The sequence below is a fragment of the Bacillus sp. ISL-78 genome, from assembly GCF_018613455.1.
GTDB classification, from domain to species: domain Bacteria; phylum Bacillota; class Bacilli; order Bacillales; family DSM-1321; genus Peribacillus; species Peribacillus frigoritolerans.
In genome coordinates, this window is sequence record NZ_JAGGQC010000020.1 from 61,628 (window position 1) to 84,471 (window position 22,844).

22 protein-coding genes, 1 pseudogene and 1 other annotated feature are annotated in these 22,844 nt (G+C 38.4%); of the genes and pseudogenes, 19 read left to right on the top strand and 4 right to left on the bottom strand.

Annotated elements, in window-relative coordinates; translation table 11 throughout:
- Positions 1 to 110: 110 nt before the first annotated feature.
- From J7I96_RS18570 to J7I96_RS18625, 12 genes and pseudogenes are all read left to right on the top strand, one after another.
- A pseudogene (locus tag J7I96_RS18570) lies at positions 111 to 746 on the top strand (HAD family hydrolase).
- Between the two features lie 112 nt (positions 747 to 858).
- Entirely contained in the window at positions 859 to 1,353 is a 495-nt protein-coding gene (locus J7I96_RS18575; RefSeq protein WP_214924244.1) for a GNAT family N-acetyltransferase, read from the top strand.
- A gap of 49 nt (positions 1,354 to 1,402) precedes the next feature.
- Positions 1,403 to 1,642 (top strand): hypothetical protein, encoded by a 240-nt coding sequence (locus J7I96_RS18580; RefSeq protein WP_214924242.1) that lies wholly within the window; start codon positions 1,403 to 1,405, stop codon positions 1,640 to 1,642.
- Positions 1,643 to 1,906: 264 nt separating this feature from the next.
- On the top strand, positions 1,907 to 2,839 hold the full coding sequence (locus J7I96_RS18585) for an ABC transporter ATP-binding protein (RefSeq protein WP_214924240.1): 933 nt from the start codon (positions 1,907 to 1,909) through the stop codon (positions 2,837 to 2,839).
- Positions 2,836 to 3,795, top strand: coding sequence for an ABC transporter permease (locus J7I96_RS18590; protein WP_215048104.1), 960 nt, complete (start codon positions 2,836 to 2,838; stop codon positions 3,793 to 3,795). Before J7I96_RS18585 ends, J7I96_RS18590 begins: the two co-directional genes overlap by 4 nt.
- Positions 3,796 to 3,945: 150 nt before the next feature.
- On the top strand, positions 3,946 to 4,101 hold the full coding sequence (locus J7I96_RS18595; RefSeq protein WP_214924236.1) for a hypothetical protein: 156 nt from the start codon (positions 3,946 to 3,948) through the stop codon (positions 4,099 to 4,101).
- An 80-nt stretch (positions 4,102 to 4,181) separates the two neighbouring features.
- On the top strand, positions 4,182 to 4,724 hold the full coding sequence (locus J7I96_RS18600) for a hypothetical protein (RefSeq protein WP_311315229.1): 543 nt from the start codon (positions 4,182 to 4,184) through the stop codon (positions 4,722 to 4,724).
- 612 nt (positions 4,725 to 5,336) lie between these two features.
- A complete protein-coding gene (locus J7I96_RS18605) occupies positions 5,337 to 6,389 on the top strand; it encodes a hypothetical protein (protein ID WP_214924234.1) in 1,053 nt (350 codons plus the stop codon).
- 84 nt (positions 6,390 to 6,473) lie between these two features.
- A complete protein-coding gene (locus J7I96_RS18610) occupies positions 6,474 to 10,595 on the top strand; it encodes an RHS repeat-associated core domain-containing protein (RefSeq protein WP_214924232.1) in 4,122 nt (1,373 codons plus the stop codon).
- A gap of 37 nt (positions 10,596 to 10,632) precedes the next feature.
- Positions 10,633 to 10,854 (top strand): hypothetical protein, encoded by a 222-nt coding sequence (locus J7I96_RS18615; RefSeq protein ID WP_214924230.1) that lies wholly within the window; start codon positions 10,633 to 10,635, stop codon positions 10,852 to 10,854.
- Between the two features lie 621 nt (positions 10,855 to 11,475).
- A complete protein-coding gene (locus J7I96_RS18620) occupies positions 11,476 to 11,679 on the top strand; it encodes a zinc ribbon domain-containing protein (RefSeq protein ID WP_034304303.1) in 204 nt (67 codons plus the stop codon).
- A gap of 233 nt (positions 11,680 to 11,912) precedes the next feature.
- Positions 11,913 to 12,809: a DMT family transporter gene (locus tag J7I96_RS18625; RefSeq protein WP_214924228.1), complete on the top strand. Its 897-nt coding sequence runs from the start codon at positions 11,913 to 11,915 to the stop codon at positions 12,807 to 12,809.
- 24 nt (positions 12,810 to 12,833) lie between these two features.
- Here the strand turns inward: J7I96_RS18625 and J7I96_RS18630 are convergent, their stop codons facing one another.
- On the bottom strand, positions 12,834 to 14,324 hold the full coding sequence (locus J7I96_RS18630; protein ID WP_251029197.1) for a LysM peptidoglycan-binding domain-containing protein: 1,491 nt from the start codon (positions 14,322 to 14,324) through the stop codon (positions 12,834 to 12,836).
- 189 nt (positions 14,325 to 14,513) lie between these two features.
- Here J7I96_RS18630 and J7I96_RS18635 point away from each other — a divergent pair, with 189 nt between their 5' ends.
- The 4 genes from J7I96_RS18635 (at position 14,514) to argS (ending at position 18,940) form a co-directional block, all read left to right on the top strand.
- Entirely contained in the window at positions 14,514 to 15,023 is a 510-nt protein-coding gene (locus tag J7I96_RS18635; RefSeq protein ID WP_214924226.1) for a DinB family protein, read from the top strand.
- A 251-nt stretch (positions 15,024 to 15,274) separates the two neighbouring features.
- Positions 15,275 to 16,306 carry a Delta(5) desaturase DesA gene (gene desA, locus J7I96_RS18640; RefSeq protein WP_214924224.1) on the top strand — a complete coding sequence of 344 codons (1,032 nt, stop codon included), beginning with the start codon at positions 15,275 to 15,277 and terminating at the stop codon, positions 16,304 to 16,306.
- Positions 16,307 to 16,398: 92 nt separating this feature from the next.
- On the top strand, positions 16,399 to 16,941 hold the full coding sequence (locus J7I96_RS18645; RefSeq protein WP_214924221.1) for a response regulator: 543 nt from the start codon (positions 16,399 to 16,401) through the stop codon (positions 16,939 to 16,941).
- A gap of 66 nt (positions 16,942 to 17,007) precedes the next feature.
- Positions 17,008 to 17,226 (top strand) — a binding site (T-box leader).
- Between the two features lie 34 nt (positions 17,227 to 17,260).
- The gene (gene argS / locus J7I96_RS18650) at positions 17,261 to 18,940 is read left to right on the top strand and encodes an arginine--tRNA ligase (RefSeq protein WP_396020117.1); all 1,680 of its coding nucleotides are present in this window, start codon (positions 17,261 to 17,263) and stop codon (positions 18,938 to 18,940) included.
- 134 nt (positions 18,941 to 19,074) lie between these two features.
- Here argS and J7I96_RS18655 read toward each other — a convergent pair whose 3' ends face one another.
- Positions 19,075 to 20,256, bottom strand: a complete 1,182-nt coding sequence (locus J7I96_RS18655) for an NAD(P)/FAD-dependent oxidoreductase (protein WP_063575153.1) — start codon at positions 20,254 to 20,256, stop codon at positions 19,075 to 19,077.
- Between the two features lie 38 nt (positions 20,257 to 20,294).
- A complete protein-coding gene (locus J7I96_RS18660) occupies positions 20,295 to 20,726 on the bottom strand; it encodes a helical membrane plugin domain-containing protein (protein ID WP_214924216.1) in 432 nt (143 codons plus the stop codon).
- Between the two features lie 321 nt (positions 20,727 to 21,047).
- Here J7I96_RS18660 and J7I96_RS18665 point away from each other — a divergent pair, with 321 nt between their 5' ends.
- Positions 21,048 to 21,218: a hypothetical protein gene (locus tag J7I96_RS18665; protein ID WP_214924214.1), complete on the top strand. Its 171-nt coding sequence runs from the start codon at positions 21,048 to 21,050 to the stop codon at positions 21,216 to 21,218.
- A 62-nt stretch (positions 21,219 to 21,280) separates the two neighbouring features.
- Positions 21,281 to 21,436: a hypothetical protein gene (locus J7I96_RS18670; protein WP_156404402.1), complete on the top strand. Its 156-nt coding sequence runs from the start codon at positions 21,281 to 21,283 to the stop codon at positions 21,434 to 21,436.
- A 227-nt stretch (positions 21,437 to 21,663) separates the two neighbouring features.
- Here the strand turns inward: J7I96_RS18670 and J7I96_RS18675 are convergent, their stop codons facing one another.
- Complete coding sequence (locus J7I96_RS18675; protein WP_214924212.1) at positions 21,664 to 22,248, bottom strand: DJ-1/PfpI family protein; 585 nt, start codon at positions 22,246 to 22,248, stop codon at positions 21,664 to 21,666.
- Between the two features lie 149 nt (positions 22,249 to 22,397).
- On the opposite strand from J7I96_RS18675, the gene J7I96_RS18680 reads away from it, so the two are divergent.
- Positions 22,398 to 22,829 (top strand): Lrp/AsnC family transcriptional regulator, encoded by a 432-nt coding sequence (locus J7I96_RS18680; protein ID WP_034304284.1) that lies wholly within the window; start codon positions 22,398 to 22,400, stop codon positions 22,827 to 22,829.
- Positions 22,830 to 22,844: the final 15 nt, after the last annotated feature.

Sequence of the window (22,844 nt, forward strand, 5' to 3'; positions counted from 1 at the left end):
AATAGTTTCATATGAAACTAACGGAACCGTTTTGTTGAACAGGGGCATTCATTCATGTACGTTTAAGTTAATTGAAATTCCATTGCAGTGTTAAAGGAGGAAATCATTTGATTAAGGCAGTTATTTTTGACTTTGATGGCTTAATTTTAGACACGGAACCGGTTTGGTATGAGGCCTATAAAGAAACGATGGCTTTTTATGAATCTGATTTGCCTCTTGAACATTTTGTTACATGTATCGGAACCGATAATACTGAGCTAAATCAGCACTTCAAAGATCAGCAGGGGAAAGGTGTAAAATAGAATAAATTGAATCCTGAGCAAAAAGCCTCCATGTAGTAAAGATGAAAACAGCACAGGCACGTGAAAGTGTGAAGGATTATCTAGAAGAAGCAAAGAGAAAGGGATATAAAGTCGCCCTCGCTTCAAGCGGGTCACTCATCATTTGGTGAAGCTCGGCCTGTTACACTATTTTGAAGTTATCATCACAGGGGATGATGTTGATAAAGTTAAACCGGCTCCTGATTTGTAGGTAAAGGCAATTGAGGACCTAGGCATTCAGCCTGCAGAAGCGTACCATTTGAAGATTCGTTAAATGGGCTGCAAGCGGTCCTGACTGCTGGATTAAAGTGTGTCATTGAACCAAATCCCGTGACGGAAGCTTTAGCTTTTGAAAACCATCATTTACGCCTCCGATCCATGGCGGATAAGAGCTTGTCTGACGTTATCAAGCATATTGAGCAATAACAGTTCATCGGTAATTATAGTAAGATGAAAGAATGAAACCGCGCCGAAGATGGCAGAGTCTTCGGTTTTTCTGGTTTTAATGAAGGGTAAACATGGTGGGGAGGATGAGTTTATGGGATTGCATACAAATGACGAAGGAATCCGGCTGCGGGAGGTCAAGGAGAGTGAACTTCCTATCCTTTTCGAGCAGCAATTGGATCCTGCCGCAAACTATATGGCTGCTTTCACATCTAAGGATCCATCAGACAAGGCGGCATTTATGACACACTGGAAGAACATCTTATCGAACCGGGATATTCAAAAAATGACCATACTCTGCAATGGGGGTGTGGCAGGAAGCATTCTCAAGTTTGATCATTTTGGTAACCCGGAAGTGAGTTATTGGATCGGGAAGCAATTTTGGGGTAAAGGGATCGCTACATGTGCACTGCTCCATTTTTTGCCGGAAATAAAAGTCCGCCCTCTATATGCCCGCGCAGCCAAGGATAATTTTGCATCCATCCGGGTACTGGAAAAATGCGGATTTGAAAGATTCGATGAGGACAAAGGGTATTCCCATGCAAGAGGCAAAGAGGTTGAAGAATTCATTTTGAAACTTGAAAGGTAAGATAATAATAACAATATCGTTTAGCCTATGAGGAAACGGGTGACAGACAATGGGATATAAGATTTTTTCCATCATTTTTATTTTATGCGGTCTTTTTGTGATGTGGTTCGCCATATTTGGCAAAAAGAAAGAAATCAAAGAGTTCGGCTCCGGAATACCCACGAATTTCATCGATGTAATTTTAATGATGATATATAAGCTTTTACCTTCCATTATTAGAAAAATCCTTCTATTTGCATTGGGTCTGGCCATTTCTATCGGCTTTACCTATATATTGTATAAATCATGATGAATTTTCCTTATCAGATAAAATAACCTGAAACTTTCTCCTTACGTAATCGTATAAAATGGTAACGATATATAGGAGTTGTTGCTATTTCGAGGAAAAGAAGTGTTGGCAGTGTTTAGGATAATGGGGGCGGGAAGGTCACGCCGGCGGAGGCATTGGTTCAATATACCCAATTAGTAGAATATCAGTATAGTAATAATATGAATAATATGGTAATGTTGAATTTGTGTGATTTTGGAAATTCATAAAAAAGGAAGGTATTATATGTCTGAAGCGGTTCTTAAGGTTCAATCCTTAACTAAAAAAATTGGAAAAGCAACCATCGTAGACAATGTTAGCTTTGAAATAAAAAGCAATGAAATATTTGGTTTGCTTGGTCCGAATGGTGCTGGGAAGACCACGATCATCCGTATGATCACAGGTCTCATCAATCGTACGGGCGGTACGGTCATGATCAATGGCAGTGACCTCGATCATGATTTCGAAGGTGCGATGCATGAATTGGGGGCCATTGTTGAAAATCCGGAGTTCTATAAGTATATGACAGGCAGAAAGAATATCCTGCATTATGCCCGGATGTCATCCAATGACATATCCAATGAGAGAATTGAAGAGGTCATTAAGCTTGTCAAACTGGATCATGCCATCGATAAGAAGGTTAAAACCTATTCATTGGGAATGCGCCAGCGCCTTGGCGTGGCACAGGCCATTTTACATAAACCGTCGTTATTGATTTTTGATGAACCGACGAATGGTTTGGATCCGCAAGGGATTCGCGAGTTTCGTGATTATTTGAAAGTACTGGCAAGTGAAGGCGTCGGGATATTGATTTCATCACATTTACTATCGGAAATGCAATTGATGTGTGATAGTTTTGCCGTTATCGAAAAGGGAAAACTGATCCATACGAAAGAACATATTGTTGATGAAAAAACCGAAACGATCAATGAAGTGTCATTCACCGTCAGTGATGGGAAGCTAGCTAAAAAAATCCTTCAAGAACAGTTTGCGGATATTACGATCCTAAAAAATGGTGCGAAGAAAATCTCCGTATCGGCCACCCGAGAACAAACGGCCCATATAAACAGGAGCTTTAATGCAAATGATCTGGATGTCTTTGAAATTGGCATAACCAGAAAATCGCTGGAAGATAAATTCTTCGAAATCACTGAGCAGGAAATGAGGGAGTCTGTATGATGTCCTTAGTAAAAAATGAATGGATGAAAATCTTTTCAAAAGTATCAACCTATATATTCATCGCTTTTCTATTATTGGCAGCATTAGGGGCTGCGGTCATCGATTATAAACTAAGTCCTGACGAAACGAATAAAGATTGGAAGCAAGAGTTAAACGCCGATATCCAAGAACAGGAAAAGGCTTTGGAAGCCAAGGAAATCAGTGAAGAAGAAAAAGCCGCCATCATGGAAGAAATTAATTACAACAAGCAACTGTTGGCTGATAATATAAACCCTGACTTAAACACGAATTGGACCTATATGGCTGAATGGACTACATCATTAACATCATTTGTCACATTATTCGTCGTCATTGTTTGCAGCTCGCTCGTTTCATCGGAATTTTCCGATGGCACCATTAAACAATTGTTGATCAGGCCTTATAAACGTTGGAAGATCCTGCTTTCCAAATATATTACTTCCTTGTTATTTGCAGCGTTATTACTTGCGAGCCTGCTTATATTCAGTTATCTAATCGGAATCATATTCTTTGGCAATGGCTCGTATTCAGACAAAATCATGGATCCCGCTTCTTTCGGTGAATTCAGTCCGGTGGTAGTCGGCGAATATTTCGTGGACATGATCGTTTACTGGATACCAGGATTCCTAGTCATCACGACCATCGCTTTCATGTTAAGCACATTATTTAAAAACCAAGCACTTGCAGTAGGTATATCGATTTTCATCCTATTTGCCTCTTCGACATTAAATATGGTCATTCAATCATTCATCGGAAAATACGAGTGGTTAAAATTCGTCTTATTCCCCCATCTCGATTTAAGGGGCTATATTTCCGGAACGATAGACATGTTCGATGGAGCTACACTTGGATTCTCGATGGGTGTACTCGGAATCTATTATCTTATCTTTTTAGCGCTAACTTTCTTCTTCTTCCAGAAAAAAGATATCACTAATTAAATAGAGTGAAAAACCGAAATCAGTGGCTGATTTCGGTTTTTTTATGCAAAAGGAATGTTGCTGCTTGATTCTGGAATAAAGTGAAACCTTTATCCAAAATTATCCGTATAAGATAATATGAGGATATTCAGTTGGGTTTAGGGGTGTAAAATGAATAAAAACAAGGTTCTATCAATTGGAATTATAGGATTTTCTTTATTTCTAATGGGCATGGTGATATCACAATGGACAGTTGCTGGCGTAGTGATCGGGATAGGCGGAGGGCTCGTAATGGGGATCAGTTCCTACCTGTTTGCTAGTCAGTAGCTCCATGTACATATGAACAAAACACTAGTTAATTGCGGACTTCGCGGAAATAATCTGATAGAGATGGAGCAGATTTAAAGATGGGGAAAATGCATTATAAACGAAAGTTAGTCATTGTATTAATAATTATTGGAACAGCATTAGGGCTCTACGTGTACTCGGCATTCTCTCAAAAATTGACAAAATCAACAGATTTGTCTGATGAATCTATCGGGGGATTTAAAGTGTTTGATAACATATCGAGTCCAGAATTCATTAGGGAATATGGTGAACCCATCGATCAGGATAATAATAATGCTTATGATTATTATTATTGGAAAGGCGGGTTAAAAACGGCCTCTATCAATACAGACAAGGATAAAGGCAAAATCATGCGGTTGATCATTTCAAGCACGGACGACGCCCAATTTGAAAACTCCCTTCAAACAAGCAAAGGCATTAAATTAGGAAGTAAGAAAGCGGACGTCCTTTCGAAGTACGGAGATCATTATTATAAAAGTTATGAACAGGGAGCCGATATTATCGGATACATTGACCATAAACGAAATATTACCTTGGAATTCTGGTGTGTACCAGGTGGAAGGGTCGCAGAAATACGATTGGATGATGCAGATGTGATTTAATGTTTTTTCACCAGTGTCCCCGATTATCGGTTTTCTTTGGTTAACACGCACAGAAATTCGGCAATTGTGTTGGAAATTCGACCTATGCATCAGGGGAACGCATGAATCATTCGACGAAACAATGTTATACCCATTCTCTATATTAAAGGTGCGATACTTCTCAGATGAAGTGTCGCTTTTTTGTTTTTGCATTAGGCGATTAAACCAACTTCATCTTTCATAAAACATCAGAACTCTTTCAGGAGATAACTATTATAGAAATCGACTGTGTTAATCCCCTCAAACCCCCAATCTAAAGTTTGTAATGCGAATCTCCATATTGATTGAAAATTGAAAAGTTCTTCCGAATTTATCGTTACTATAAATTTTATTTCCAATAATTTTGCATACCTGGTAAGTATATAAATTGAGTTATTTAAGCGAAAATAGGTATTTTAACTTAAATACTTATGATTATATAAAATTCATTATATATAAAAGATTCTTTTGTAATGGTTAATAAGTATGTGTGTTTTGATATATTTTGTTATTATTCTGATATTTTTACTAATTTACTAGATATATTTACTGATGTATAATCTGTTAGAATTAATTGGAATTGGAGGAAATATATTGTTTAAATTCAGAAAGTACATTGCATCGATTTTGATTTTGGCTTTGCTATGTAGCTTGTTGCCTAGTTATACAGGTGCTTCAAGTGATAATACGAGTCAGACAATACAAAATGAAAAGGGAACAATCAATACTGACAATTTGGATGAAATGGTGAAAGAAAGAACGGAAAGTTCAAAAACATTCACTGATGGAGAAGGAAACTTTGTTAAAGAGATTTATCCAGAAGAAATACATAACAAAGTAGACGGAAAGTACAAGACCATTTCCGAAGAGTTAGTGGAAAAAGATAATAAGGGCTACATAGAGACAGAAACAACAAACTTGGAATTTAAGTTTCCTGAAAAATTAGAGCAAGATAAGCCTTTAATTTATCAATCTGGTGAACACAAGTTATCATTTGAGTTAACACATGCCTCTGATGGAGAGAAGCAAACTGAACCAACTTATACATCGGGTTCAGTAAAAGAAGATAATTCAATAACTCATAAATCTTTATACCCGAATATTGATTTACGGCATGTTGCCTTAAATAATGAGGTAAAAGAAGATTGGATTATGAATGAATATAATGGAATCAATGAATTTCATTATACGATTCAAACGGATTTATACGGTCAAGTTGAAAAGGACGGATCAATAGGATTCTATGAAAATGAATCTAAAGAGAAATCAGTTTTCACTTTACCAAAGCCTGTAATGGTGGATTCAAACTATAACGACACGTTAGGCGACGGTGTACGATCAACAGATATCCATTATGATTTAAATAAAAAGTCGGACGATAGTTATGAGTTAGTTTTAAATGCTAGTAAAGAATGGCTATCTTCGTCTAAGCGAGTCTTCCCTATTTATATTGACCCTTCTGTATCGATTGATGCATTGGGAGATACATTCGTGATGAGTGCCTATCCGAATAACAATTACAATAAAGAATGGGATCCATCACAAGGGGAATATGTATTAAAAACAGGATATTATGATAGCACTACAGGAACCAATTACCCATTTATTAAATTTAGTGTTATTGGATTTAAAGGGTGCAGCCATTGATTCCCAACCGTAAAACCATATGCGTACCCGGAAACAGATACAGTAAATAAAGGGCGTGGTTGGCTAGATATTTCCTGGAAACCAGTGACTAATGCAACGGGTTATAAAGTTCTTATTTGGAATGGTACAAAATATAAAGAATTTTCGGTAGGTAAAGTAACCAGTGTCAGTACAAAGGGGAAAAAGATCTGGCCTACGGATGCGGATTTGAAAAATGGGATGAAAGAACTTTATCCAGTCGAATTAGACAAATCGACAAGTATAGGTAAAGGAACAGAATTACCAATTGACCCTAGTATTACTTATGGAAATGGTTCAAATCGTTATAGTATTCGAGTCAAAGCAATTTCTGCAGCAGGGGATTCTGCTTCATCTGATGTTAACTATGGATACATTCCACTATATGCACCTAAAAATGCAAAGCTAACTAGTAATTTAGTGGATATGGTCAATAACAAAAGTAGTTTGACAGTGAAGTGGGATGCGACACCTTCAGCAAAATATTACGAGGTACAGATTGCAGATAATAAAACAAGTAAAACATATCAAGTAAAAGGCAAAACGTCTTTCACAACAGAACCCATTTATGGTGTTTCATCAAATTATTCCGCAACGGTTAAAGCCTATTTTGTGGACGACGATAATGCTTCAGAAACAGAACAGGGTAAAGTTACAGGAAATCGTGGTTTAAGTCCTGCTTCGAATAAAGCAACCGCATCAGTTGATCCTAGAGAAGATTTAAACGGGTTAGAAGATTATTTCACTTATGAAGACCACTCATTTGGAAATGTAACAGCTTCCGTCAATGTAACGACGGGGAATATGGTCATGGAGTTCACGGATCAATCCCTATTCACTCAAGGACTCTTGGGGTTTGATTTCACCCGTTACTATAATTCACGGTCCACTCGTACATCTGCGCTTGGGCAAGGGTGGACATTTGCAGGAAATGAAAATCTTGTAGAAGTAGATGCTAAGAGCACAGAACCAGCAAAAGTCATTTATTATGATGAAAATGGAACCAAACATGAATTTAGCTATGATTCTAGCAATAAAAAATATATCTCTCCAAAAGGGAAATATTTAACACTAACAAAGGAAACGGTTAATGGTGCACAAGGATTTATCTTGAAAGAAAAAAATGGTTTTTCAAAAACCTTCGAGGGGAATTCGAGCAAAAGTAAAGAATATCGCTTATATGCATACAAGGATATCAATCAAAATACAATCCGCTTTTTTTACACTCTAGATAAGTTATCCGAAATCTCTGAAGTCAATCAACAAGGTGATAAAATTCGGACTAGTATTCAATTAGCCTATAACACTGATGGACTAATCAATAAAGTAGGATACGGAAGTAATTGGAAGGAAATTGGGTATCACAATAAGCAGTTGGCATCCATTGTAACGAAAGATTCGCGCACAACGGATAGCATCACAGAAAAGCTTTCCTATAATTCACTAGGCCAACTAGCATCTTATGTAGATGGCAAGGGGAATGAAACCAAATATTTTTATGATGAAAATGAATTGAAGATATTCGATAAACAGGAAAAAGATGCATCCATATCCGTCTCTACTACGTACCGTTATGATAGTGCAAAAAATGAATTTTCGGTGACAGATACTGACGACAATGAGACGGTTTATAAACGAGATACAAAAAATGGAACGTTTGCTGTTAGCGAGATCATGAATAGTGATGAGACGTCTTCAAGTTTCCAAAATGATGATCAATATAATTTGTTGCAATCTATCGATGAGAATGGTGTAAAGGTTTCCATTACCTATGATACCAACGGCAATCAGAAGACCCATACAGATTCTAATGGAAAAACTTCATATGAATATGATGAAAATAATCGAGTAAATAAAATCACCAATCCAACAGGTACACAAACAAGATACACTTATGATGGGGTAAACTTGTCTAACACGAAGAATGGTGAGGAAACGACAACTTATCTGTATGATTCTTATGGTCGAGAAACGAAAGTGATTTATACCAATCAAACATATGAGGAAACGGTCTATGATGATAGAGTTGATACTAAAAAGATAAAAGATGCTAATGGTCAAATAACAAGTATCTCGTATGACCAGTTTGGGAATATAAAGAGCAAAACAGATGCTGGAGAAAGAAGTATATCTTACAAATATCATCCTTTACAGCCTAATGTGATTACAGACATAACAGACGGGAAAGGAAAAACTAGCAAATACAAGTATGATAAAAATGGGAATTTAACGAATCTTACAGATGCTTTAGGGAGAAATAAAACCTACGAATATAATGATAATGATCAAGTAATTAAAGCAACCCTACCGGGTATGTTATTTAAATATCAATATAATTCAAATGGGAAAATGGAAAAGGAAATAAAACCTTCTGGAAATAAACTAACTTATACCTATAATAATATGGACCAAATAGAAAGTGTAATAGCCACTTCACCATCTGACGAAATATTAGAGAGGAATCAGTCGTATAATGACAGTGGTCAAATAACCAGTGTAATATATAAAGATATAAAATCCACTCAACTTCTGAAAAAAGAATTAACCTATAATGTTAATTCTCAATTGCTGGAGTCTTACACGCAAGGTAAATACAAAATTGGGTATATATATGATGAGAATGAACAACTACTGAGTTCAAGCATCAATTATATTAAAGATAAAGAGCCTTGGGAGCTTGTACAATCTTTTAGGTATACTGATGAAGGAAAAATTGATGAATTAAATGTTGGAGTTGGTGAAAAAAAATGGTTGACCTTAGATTATGATTATGACTTGACTAATAATATAAAGAAAGCCAATATCAATGATAATCTATATCAAAAATCTAATATATATAATCATAGTAACCTTTTAAAAAGTATCGAATATACCCAAAGAAATGGTACGGGAGTAAAATATGAATATACATTTGATGGTTCAGGGAATATTTTAGAAGAAAAGAGCATACATGGTGTTTCAAGTTTTATTAACGATAAAAATAATCAATTAATCCAAGAAATACTACCCGACGGAACTATTAATAAGTATAGTTACGATGACGTTGGAAATCGCGTTGAAAGCACCCGGAGTAAAAAAAGGGATACCTTTACCTATAACACAGCTAATCAGATTACTTCTAAAAATGGAAAATCTTATTTATATAATTTGGACGGTAATTTAACTCAGGATGAACATTACAATTATGAGTATAATGCTCTTGGTTATCTAACAAGAGTCGACGATTTACAGGGCAAAGAAATTGCTAGATATGAATATGATGAAGCTGGATTACGCACAAAAAAAATACAAGGTAGTAAAACACACGAATATTATTATGATGAAGAGCATTTAGTTCTAGAAGTGGTGTTGGAAGGCAATCTTAATACCCAATATCGATACTACCAGTGGGATGAGGACGTTCCTCTAGGGATGGTCATTCGTGAAAAGGAGAAAAGTAACTGGGAGGAACAAGTTTTTCACTACTGGACTAATTATCGTGGGGATGTTATTTCAATTCGAGATAATGAGGGAAAAGAATTAGGTTCTTATTCGTACGATGCCTATGGTAATGTGTTAAGCGAGGTTGGTGAAGTAGCTCAATCTAACCCGATACGTTATGCTGGGTATTACTATGATATCGAAACAAAGAATTATTATCTTAAAACACGTTATTATAATTCAGAGAACGGCAGCTTCTTGGCATTAGATTCACACCCGGGAGATAATATTAATCCAATTTCATGGAATGGGTATACCTATGCAAATAATAATCCAGTTACATTTGTGGATACTGATGGGCAATATGCAGCAGCGGCAGGCACACTACTATTTATTCCTGGTGTTGGAGAAGCAGTGATACTAGTTGGTGGAATTATTATAGTAGGAGGAGCAGTAGTTTATGCTGGTTCATCTCTTTATAAGAAAGTTGATAATAAGGCAAAGAAAGATTTTAATGCTCCCGTAAAAAATGGATCTAAAACAAAAAATCATTCTAAACAAAAGAAGGGTTCATTATCATATAAGGGTAAGCCTTATTCTTCAAAAGATTTATATTCTAACGGAAAGTTAAAACAAAGAAGATATTATGATAAAAACGGAAAACCTAAAATTGATATTGATTATACTAATCATGGGAATGCGAAGCAACATCCTAAAGTACCACATAGACATAAATTTACTAACGGAAAAAGAGGTAAATGGTATTGAAACTAAAATTAGGAAATGAAGATGAGGTGAGTAATAAATGACATTAGCTGAGCTAACAGAAAGATTATTAAATGGTGAAGAATTTGTTTTTAATTTCCAAGATAATGAATACTGGATAAGCCAAAATGAAGGTCTTTTTTTCCTAACCTTGGTTAGTGAGAGTTTTTCTCAAGAGTATAAAAGTGTATGTGATTTAATCGAAGAAGGCACATTAAATTCTATACCATTTAAAGTGGCGTTTAAAGATATAGACCTTTGATTACTCATATAAAATAAGAAGAAATATCATAATGCAGGATAAAACAGCCTGTCACTACTCTATCTTTGTAAAATACTAATAGATTTGAAGAAAGCTTTGTGGAAGGGGATTTTCTACAGAGCTTTTCTTTTTTTGAGGAAGACAGTTTCTACCTGTGGATGGACCAAATATATAATAATAAGAAAACACCCCTTTTACATGGGGAGGACCAAATTAAAGAATTTGGCCGTTTAAGTAATAAGAAAGCGATGCGATAAAATAATATGTTCATAAAAAATTTCATCTATCATTACATCATTTATCCGATCATATTTGTTGGGGGTATATGCATTATTTGTTATTTTTAAGCTTGATGATACCCCCGTTCCTATAAGTGACGATATGCATATGATTTTAATCTATTATTTTGTAATTAGTGTGTATAATGCTTTGCCTGCCATGAAATCTAACCGTAATAAAAAAGGCAGCCAATAAAACAGTACTCAATGGAATTTACATATTTTTGCATGAATTCCGAAACCATTTATCCAGGTTATCCGTATATGTAATTATGAACGGTGCCGGGAAGCTCCGGTATTTATAAGCATTTATCATTTTAATAAATTTGGGAGATGAAGGATCATGAGCGAAAAGGGTTGTATGAAATGCGGTAGCAATGATGCTGCCAAGAAGGATGTAGCGATGACAGGAACAGGCTTGTCAAAAATGTTCGATGTCCAGAATAATCAATTTACGGTTGTGTATTGCAAGCAGTGCGGTTATTCAGAGTTTTATAATAGGCAATCATCTGCAGGCAGTAATCTGCTGGATCTATTCTTGGGATGATCACTGGCACGGAAAGAATCCCCTTTTCATGAAAAGGGGATTCTTGTTTTTTTATTTTACGTGAACCGGAATGGGATGCCAAAATAAAGGAAGGCAGGGAAGATGAGATTCGTGGCAGCCTTGCCGCGCTTATTCCTGATCAAATGTGGGCGAATATCATTACACTCGTGACGGCATGCCCGAGAAATGATAGTATAAATGTAAAAACTGGAAATTTAATGAGGGGAAATGAAATGAATAAAATAGCACTTCTTCAACTGTCTCTAGCCATGACAATTTTTGGTTCTGTCGGCTTCTTTTCGGAACTATCAGGACTTCCTGCATTGGAGCTGGTTTTTGTTCGCTGCATTTGTGCTGCCGTATTCTTATGTGCAGCCTGGATGATCACCGGACATTTCAAGAATGAAACATGGAATGGCAGGGAGGTAATGCTCATCATTTTCTGCGCGGTGGCCAACTTGTTGAACTGGATATTCCTCTTTAAGTCTTTTGAGCTGATATCGGTGACAATCGCCATTTCGCTTTATCATTTAGCGCCAATCATTGTACTCATTATAGGGAGCTTCATCTTTAGGGAGAAAATGAATGTATTCTCCATCTTGGCGATTTCCCTTTGCTTCATTGGCACATTACTCATTATGGGAACAGATGGATTTCGATCATCATCTCCTGAATGGGAAGGGATCATGTATGGGATCATTGCTGCCTTTTTCTATGCAGCAACCATGCTTTTAGGAAAGAGCATTGCAAAGACGAGTGTATATGCGACTACATTTCTGCAAATGTTCATTGGTTTTTTAGTACTGATTCCTTTTGTCGATTATTCGGTATATACAACGTTAAAATCTTCCGAATGGTTTTATACGGTACTGACCGGCATCATCCATACAGGCGTCGTGTATTTGCTGTTTTTTAATAGTATTCGCCATTTGCCTACAAATGTAGTATCTTTCATGATTTTTGTCGATCCGGCAGTTGCCATCCTTTTGGATATTCTGCTTTCAGGATTTAAACCGGATGGTATTCAAATTCTGGGTATCTCCTTGATATTTATCGGGGTGGTCTATTCACTTAAGACGACTAGACCGACCGAAAATGATGTCATGGAGAAAAGGCCCCACACAATGTGAGGCCTTTTTCCTTTTTTCATTTATCTATTGATTAAAATGATAGACATCCCAAATGTCAGGGGTTTCTGATCCAATGTACCAAGCAGCTGCACCGCCTAGATGACTTTGTTTTACCAGATCAATACGGAGCTTCATCGATTTTTTATCTTCTATCCAAATTTGATGCTTTTCCCCTTTGGAAGTATACTCCACGTAATTTTGTTGCGTCTGTTTATCCCATACCTTTTTAAGTTTATGAGATGAAATGATTTTGTTGACCTCATCCATGGTACGGTCATGACTTTTCACTTTTTTGGTCGACAAATCGGTCACCCATTCTCTCGTATAAAATGGTACAGCCAATATGATCTTATGGGCAGGTACGTCTTTCATTAAAAGCTTGGTTCCTTCTTTGATCCAAGGTAACGAGGAAACGGACCCGGCTACCGGGCTCCCTCCCCAATGCTCGTCATAACCCATTATGATTAGATAGTCCGCTATTTTGCCAAGTGCTTTTCTATCCAGGCTTTTTGACCAAAAAGGGTCTTCATTTTCTCGGGTGACATCCACAGACACTTTAATTCCATGCGGTTTTAGTGCCTTTTTTAGTTCACTGATGAAAAGTACAAAATCCTTCTTATTTTTTGGGTCGATGTTTTCGAAATCCACATTTATTCCATCACTTTTCGTTTTAACAAGTGAATCGCGTAAAGCTGAAACTAATTTCTGGCGTTTTTTTGTATTGCCTAATACAGAACCAGTCAAAACAGGATCAAATTTATTCCCGATAAGCTGCCAAACTTGTTTTCCTTGTTTATGGGCAGCTTGGATGTATTTTGTATCTACAGAAACGGAAACGTAATTACCAGTATCCGTCAGCGTATAAGAACGGGGAGATACTACATTCAAATTGGGGTGTTTAAGCTGCTGGGTATAGTTTTCTTTCAATCCATTATACTTCCAGCCCATGACGATACGGTTTTGCGCCTTTTTTTGAAGCTGGGATTCCTTTATCCAGCCCTTTTTTCCGCCAAGCAATTGAACCTGACAGTAATAATCCGGAACCTTCAATTTTTGGCCGACTTTAAGGGTAACCGTGCGTAAGTTATTTAATTTCGTCAAATCACTGGTTGTAACCTTGTATTTAGTAGATATCTTCCACAATGTATCGCCTGATACAACCTTATGGATCTTATATTTCTGGGGGATCTTCAGGTTTTGGCCAACAGTTATTTCGGAAGAGGTCAATTTATTTACTTTTTGAAGTTCGCTTACTGAAACACCATATTGATTTGCTATTTTCCATAATGTGTTTCCAGTCTTCACTTTATGAATGATGGGACCAGCGGAATCCCCAACGGAAGAAGAAATGATGGGAAACTCCTCGCCCTTTTTTAAGGTCTTTAATTGAGTGGAACCTAATTTAGGAGAACTAAAAACTTTTGTATTGTCCGCTTTAACAGAACCTATGGATTGGGTTTTACTTGCTGAATGACCACTGGTCGGAAAGAGACACATACAAAGAAGGCTTAACATGATAAAACATCCAAAGAATTTTTTCACAATGATTTTATTCCCCTTTGAAAAATTTAACTTTACTAGTTTACTATGGGGAATAGCCATATAAATAGAGGTACATTGTGGAAAGGCATTTCTAACCAGCGTGTGGGACGAGTTATTCCGTATGAAGGGCAAGTGATTTGTAAGTAGAAGGGGAGAGTTTATATGTCAAATTTTGCATTGCAGTTTTATGATTTCAACATATGGGCAAATAATCAGATTTTCAACCGTTTAAAAGAGCTTCCAAAGGATGTTTACCATCAAGAAGTTCAAAGTGTGTTTTCCTCGATATCGAGTGTGATGGCCCATGTGTATCTTTCTGATCTGGGGTGGGCGGAGGTTTTTTCCGGTAAAAGCATGAAACATGCATTGGAGCTGGCTGAACAACAGAAGGAACAAACGGAGTCAAAGGAATTGGAGGAAATGGAGGCCATGTTTATTGAGTTGTCCGAGCGGTACAAATCGCTGCTTGGCCAAATAGAAAATTTAGATAAGCCTCTAATGATTGAGAATCCAGCAGGCGGACAAATGAAAACAAGTGCAGCTGAATTGGTACCTCATGTCGTGAATCATGGAACCTATCATCGCGGCAATATCACGGCCATGTTGCACCAAATGGGTTATGCCTCAACTTCGACGGATTATGGTCTTTATTTGTTTTTAAAAGGAGAGTAACGGGCCTGGGCTGTAAGCATTGACAGTCCTGTTCTTTAAGTAAGGCCGCCTGTCATTTTGAAGATAACGAGATCCTATATAAGTGAAAGGTTAACCGGTTCTTCCTGGTTGGCCTTTTTTACGTTTTTCACCTGGAAATCACTTGTACATGACATTTGTCATCTTCTAGTCATGACACCTGGTACTAATAAAATCAGGTTGGATTCTTTATACTATGGATAACGACAAATAAAAGGAAGTGCAATTGAAATATGACCTTGCAAAATACGAAATCCTTGAGAAAACAAATTGCTCCTTTTGAACAATCAACGACAAAGCAAAGTATATGGCAGATCATCAATACCTTGGGGCCGTTCATCATTTTATGGTACCTAGCATATATAAGTCTTTCCGTTTCTTATTGGTTAGCTTTAATCCCAGCTGTGTTTGCTGCAGGATTCTTGACGAGAATATTCATAATTTTTCATGATTGTACGCATCATTCATTTTTCAAAGACCGCCGTGCGAATAGAATCGTCGGTACGATCATGGGTGTTTTGACTTTATTCCCGTTTGATCAATGGGGACATGAGCATTCTGTGCATCACGCAACAAGCGGTAATTTGGATAAGCGGGGTACAGGTGATATTTGGACCCTTACGGTAGATGAGTATCTGGCTGCACCGTTTAAACTTCGTTTTGCTTATCGTTTTTATCGTAATCCATTGGTCATGTTTGGTTTGGGGCCGATTTATGTTTTCCTTCTTAAAAATAGATTTAACCGTAAAGGTGCTAGAAAGAAGGAAAAAAATAATACGTATTTGACGAATGCATTAATCGTCGTTTTAGCGGCATTGCTTTGCCTGGCAGTAGGCTGGAAGTCTTTCCTTCTGGTACAAGGTTCCATTTTCATGATTTCTGGTTCGATCGGCATTTGGCTGTTTTACGTCCAGCACACATTCGAGGACTCTTATTTTGAAGAAAATGAAGAGTGGGAATATGTATTGGCTGCAGTGGAGGGAAGTTCTTTTTATAAGCTTCCAAAACTGATGCAGTTCCTTACTGGTAATATCGGTTACCATCATGTTCACCATTTAAGTCCAAGGGTGCCTAACTATAAACTGGAAATGGCGCATAATAATACGCAGCCTTTAGAGAACGTTCCGACAATCACTCTTGCGACAAGCTTGAGCTCACTCCGTTTCCGCTTATGGGATGAGGAATCCAAGAATTTCGTCGGTTTCAAGGACATAAAATATTTAACGAAAAAAAGTGTTCCCACTCAAGTGAAATCTGAACTGTAACGTTCATGTATCATTCCAGACTCCCTTAATAATCCTCGGATTTGGGGAGTCTTTGCTTCATATAAGGAACTCGATAAAGGGGAGAACTTAAAATGATTCGAATTGTCATTGCAGAGAATCAGCAAATGCTATTAGAGGCAATAAGTTCTCTACTCAATCTTGAAGAAGATATAGAAATTGTCGGGCAAGCCATTAACGGAGAAGAAGCGATGGCTCTTGTACACCAATTACAGCCTGATGTGTGTATCATGGATATGGAGATGCCTGTAATGAGCGGACTTGAGGCAGCAGAAGCATTAAGGTCATTTGAATGCAAAGTGGTCATTTTAACTACGTTTCGAAGGACTGGTTATTTTCAACGTGCATTAAAGGCTGATGTAAGTGGTTATTTATTGAAGGATAACCCGGGTGAAGAGTTAGCCTGCTCGATTCGCAGCATAATGGATGGCAAGCGAATATACTCCCCAGAGCTTATTGATGGGCCTTCCAGCCATAATGGCCGGGAAATGGGAGTGTTAGGGCTGTTAGCCGATGATCCATCCAATATTGAGCCGTCCAATCAAAGCGGCACAATTGGGACAGTAAGGAAGTATTTTTCGACGATCAAGGACAAAATGAAATTACCGGCTGGTTAGGATTTGTTTTTAAATTCTGTTGACACGTTTTTTTAAATTGTGTACGATGGATTAAATTATAATATTGAAAATTCTGTGATGAAGAGAGTAGTTCATTTTGAAATGGAAAGCGAGTTAGGGATGGTGGGAGCCTAATGCAGGTCGGATGAATGAAGCGCACTTTGGAGAAATTTCTTGAAACGTTCAGTAGGGAATATCGGGGAGTCACCCCGTTAACAATGGAAAGTGGCCGCAATTTGCGGCAACTAGAGTGGTACCACGGGAATTCATGCTCTCGTCTCTTATTTAGAGGCGGGGGCTTTTTTGTTTAGGAGGGAAAATGACGATGAATAAACCAATTGCAGAATTGATTTCAACTGCTTTGAACAATGAAATGCCAGCAAGTGAAATAGAAAAATTAATGGAAAAGCCGAAATTGATGGAGTTAGGTGATGTCGCCTTTCCGTGCTTTACTCTTGCGAAAAAATTCAAAAAATCGCCTCAGGTGATTGCGTCGGAAATAGCCCAACAATTAAACAGTGCGTTGATCCAAGAAGTGAACGTAGTGGGAGGCTATCTGAATATCTTCGTCAATCAACAGATGGTGACGGAAAACGTGCTGCAAACGATATTAAGGGAAAAAGATCAGTATGGTTCGATGCAGCCTGGACAGGGAAATGTCGTGATTGATTATTCCTCCCCGAATATTGCCAAGCCTTTTTCCATGGGGCACTTACGCTCTACGGTCATAGGAAATGCACTGGCCAACATTTCCGAAAAAAACGGCTACAATGCCGTTCGTATCAATCATTTAGGAGATTGGGGCACGCAATTCGGTAAGTTGATTGTCGCGTATAAGCTGTGGGGCGACAAAGAGGCAATCGAAGCTTCGCCGATTCAGGAATTATTGAAAATCTATGTGAAGTTCCATGAAAGAGCAGAAACCGATGAATCGTTGAATGAAAAAGCACGCGCAAGCTTCAAGTCGCTTGAAGACGGGGACGAGGAAGCACTGGCATTGTGGAAATGGTTCAGGGATGCGTCTTTAAAAGAATTCGAGACGATTTATGATTTATTGGGCATCCGTTTTGATTCCTATGCGGGAGAAGCGTTTTACAATGATAAAATGGATGCGGTTGTCGGGGAACTAAAAGAAAAAGGCCTGCTTGCCCTTTCAGAAGGTGCCTATGTCGTGCCATTGGAAGATATGCCGCCTTGTTTGATTACGAAAACGGATGGTGCGACACTTTATGCGACACGTGATTTAGCTGCAGCACTGTATCGTAAAAAACAGTATGAGGCAAAGAAAACATTTTATGTGGTCGGAAACGAACAATCCCTGCACTTTAAACAACTCTTTAACGTCATTGAAAAAATGGGGTATGAGTGGTCAAAAGACTTACAGCACGTAGCATTTGGCATGATGCTGAAAGACGGTAAGAAAATGTCGACCCGTAAAGGGAAAGTCGTGCTGCTTGCCGATGTATTGGCAGAGGCGATCGAAACTGCAAAGCGCAATATTGAAGAAAAAAATCAAGCGCTTGAACAGAAAGAACTTGTTGCAAGACAGGTCGGTGTCGGAGCGGTAATCTTTAATGATTTAAAAAATAACCGCATGAACGATATTGATTTTTCATTAGAGCAAATGATGAATTTTGAGGGAGAAACGGGCCCATATGTACAGTACACATATGCGCGAATTTCCTCCTTGCTTGAAAAAGGCGATTTTAAAGAGCAAGCCATCCAATTTGACGCTTTAGGCGAATATGCGTGGCCAGTCATCCAGCTGCTGGAGCAATACCCGATCATTGTCCAAAAATCATTTGAACAAGCCGATCCATCACAAATCGCGAAATTCAGCCTGCATGTATCGCGTGCATTCAATAAGTATTATGCACATTCGAAAATCTTAGTGGAAGATGAATGGAAACAAATGAAGCTCTCATTCGCTTTTTCCGTTGCGATCGTATTGAAGGATGCGTTAAGTTTATTGGGAATTTCAGCACCGAATAAAATGTAAGATAAAAAAGCAACAAGAGTGAAATATGGCGGGCCCCCTCCAGCGGGTGCCCGCCTTTTTTGATATGAAAAATGCCCTTACTCCCAAACGGGAATGAAGGGCATGCACCGTGAACATGTCACGGTGATAATGAATTAATAAGCCAGGCTGAATAGGGCTTTGATGTGTGATAGGTAACGAACATTACTTGCTTCTTTCATCAATGTAGCCGGCAGGCCTTTAAGGGACGTGTTATTGGCCCCAACGGTTGCCACTGCATCCTTACGGCCAAGGCTCGCAAGTGTACCTGAGTTTACAGGTGAGAATTCTTCAAGTTTCTTGCCTTCAAATGCTGCATATAGGTTGTATCCTACAAGCTCACCCATTTGCCAAGCATTTTGTGCAGTTGGAGCATATGGACGGCCGCCTTCTGGAGGGAAGGCAACGGCACTGTCGCCGACAACGAATACGTCTTTATGGGATTTGGATTGCAGATACTCATTGACGGTTGCTTTGCCGCGATCCACTTCAAGGCCTGATTCGCCTACGATAGGAAGAGCCGCAACTCCGCCTGTCCAAACAAGCGTATTGGCCGTTATCGTTTGTCCGTCTTTCAATTCGATTTGATTTCCTTTAACACCCGTTACAGGCAGGCCTGTCAAGAATTCCACGCCGCGTGCTTCCAAGCTTGTCATGGCACGTTCGATTAAGTGATCAGGCAGGACCGGAAGGATTTTTGGACCAGCTTCCACAAGCTTGATTTTCAAGTCCTTGAAGTCCACTCCGAACTTTTTGGCGATTTTAGGGAAATGATCCACGATTTCACCGATTAACTCAACGCCCGTCAATCCGCCTCCGCCGATCACGATGGTTGCGTCCGCTTCATTATTCGTTTGAGAATATTCGCGGATGCGATCTTCGATATGTTTGTAAATCTTGTTAGCATCATTTACGGATTTCAAGACCATGCTGTTTTCCTCAAGTCCCGGAATGCCGAAGAATCCTGTTTGGCTTCCCAAAGCAACAACCAGGGCATCATAGGATAATGTGGAACCATTGGCAAGTTTCACTTCTTTATTATCGACCGAGAATGACTCCACTTTGGAAATGACAAGGTCGATATCTTTTCCTTTGAAAAGCTTTTCCAAAGGAATGGAAACGGCTTGTTCAGAAATGGATCCGCCTGCAAGACGGTGCAATTCGGTGATGATTTGGTGCGTTGGAAATTGGTTCACCACTGTAACCTGCACTTCATCCTTTTTGTAATATTCACGTACGGATAAGGCAGATAGTAATCCTGCGTAACCTGCACCTAAGATGACGATTTGTTTTGACATAGTTAATCCCCCGTCCTTACTGATTGAAAGTTATCAAATTATTTTTGGTTTTTACGTTCTGAAGAGACTTCAAGAAAAGCTTGGGCGAAACGGAAAAGCTTTTGTGCTTGCGGATCTTTCATCATCCTTAACAGACCAAAAAGACCGATCACATCATTATTCGCTTCTGCACGATCCTTAGCTTCGATGGCATTTGCCGCAAGGCCTTTCACTGAATGGACCACAGGTGTCGCGATCTCCGAAATGGCGCTGACCGTATCATTTTTCAACACATCATCAGTCGCAACCGATTGAGCGAAATCATAAGACTTTGTTAAAATATTCACTAACTCAGTTAGTTTTGGTAACTGCTCGACTAAAGTGTTCAATGATTCCTGAACCTCAGGCTTTAATAATTGGTCCAGTACATCTAATTGTTTTTGGCGGGCATTAAGTTGTTCAGTTTGTGATTGGGTAATCGTTTCTGACATATCCAATTCTCCTTTGCAATATGCATTTTGTTGATGTAATTAGAAAAACTTGTAAAATATTACACAATGTGAGACAAGAAAAAATACTAACAAAAATGTAATAAAAGCTAAACTATAGTATATCCCTTTAGTGGCTTGAAAACAGCTGATTTTTTAAAAAAGATTCATAAAATCATCTTTTCCTGCTTATTTGAAGTACAGATATTAATGAAAGTTACCTGTTTTTACCTAAAGTGTACTGTAAGAGGGTGTCTGCCATCGACGCCTGTCATACATATTTCCATCTTGATTTGCCATCCTAAATGATGGAGGTGAAAAAATGTGACTGATTCAAAATCTAAACTTACAGAAGAGAATAATGATAAGAAGCTTCATAAACTGGTTGGCAGTATGGAATATACTAAAGCGCAACTAATGGAAGGTATGAATGGAATTTCTGAAGTTTACCTCAAAAACAGCGAGGAAGGCACATCGGAAACACCTGATAAATAATATTATTGTGTAAGCATACTTAAAATAGCAGGAACAACTGGCTTGAGGAAAACATACAAAGCGTGGAAGATAAATTCGCCAATGGCGAGCTGGATAGTCTCGATGTCATTCGCCGGTATGGTGTCATCATCGATTATGCAACGAATAAAGCCTTGCCGGAATCAACAAAACAATTCCGTGCATCCATGAAAACCCGTTCGTTGGCTTATTGGAAATAACGTGAAAAAGGTTCCGAATTCACCCGGAACCCCAGACTGCAGACCAAACTCGAAGAATAGTGAGTTTGGTCTGCATTTTTTTAGTTGAAAAACGTTCCAGTTGATTGGAATGGAAGGTTCGAGACTCCTGCAGCAAAGCGCATCTAGAGGGGGCCCAACGACCGCCTCTGGATAAGCGAGTGCCAGGAGAGGAAATCAACATCCAAATAACATCCCAATCATGGTTCTTAATGGAAGCCCATCAATTCCTTCACATGTTCACAATTATCTTTTGAAGTGAGCATTTCCAAGAGCGTAAAGGCAACCTCGAAAGCTGTGGATGGATTGTAGGATGTAATGATATTGTCCGTGACGACCACCGGTTCGTTCACGACAATCGCCCCAAAATCTTTTAGCTGCCCCTGTCTCTTACTGGTTGGATGGTTGTATGTTGTGGCTTTTCTTCCATTCAATATCCCGCTTTTTCCTAGTGGGAGGGAACCTACACAAATGGTTGCGATGATTTTGTTCTTATTATGAAAATGCTTGATCACATCAAGAAATCTCTGATCATAGGCATCCTCATAGAACCCGGCTTCTTCAAAGCCTCCTGGAATGGCCAGAGCATCGTAGTCATCAAGGTTCACTTGATCGAGTGTCAGTTCGGGCTGCACGATGAAGTTCCATGTGCATTTCAATTGTTCGTGAAGTCCCACCGTAACCAGGTCCGTGGTGCCATCACCCTCTAATTTATTCCACCCCAATACATCTGTAAACACACTTGCTTCAACCGCCTCGAATCCATTGGATAGCAGCATCAATACTTTTTTCAAAGCAGAACCCCCTTATTTATATTTGAATTAATTATATAAAAAGCAAATTCCCTAATACATACGATTAATTACGTATTCATCACATTTCTTTTTATTTTATAATGTATTTGAAAGGATTCTGTTAATAATAAAAAGTGGGGGCGATTGAGTTGGATCGAACGGATAAAAAAATACTTTCCTTGTTGGAGAATAATGGGCGCATGTCCATGAAAGAACTGGCACAAGAAGTGTCCTTAACGGCTCCAGCAACGAAAGAACGTGTGAATAAATTAGAGGAAAGCGGAGTGATAAAGGGATATAAAACGGAAATATCACTTGAAAAACTTGATAGGAGCATTACGGCATTCATATTATTCGAAACGGATAGATGCAAGGATTTTTATCAATTTAGCTTGAGCCATCCGGAAGTTTTGGAATGCCACCGGTTAGCCGGTCAATACAGTTATCTTATTAAAATAAGTACATATTCGATGGAAACGCTGGAAGACTTCGTCGATGAAGCCATTAAATATGGGAAGTCTTCCACCCATCTGATCTTTTCTTCCGCATCGAAAAATGTTTTTTCAGGAGAGGAGATTTAACCGGCTTCAACCACT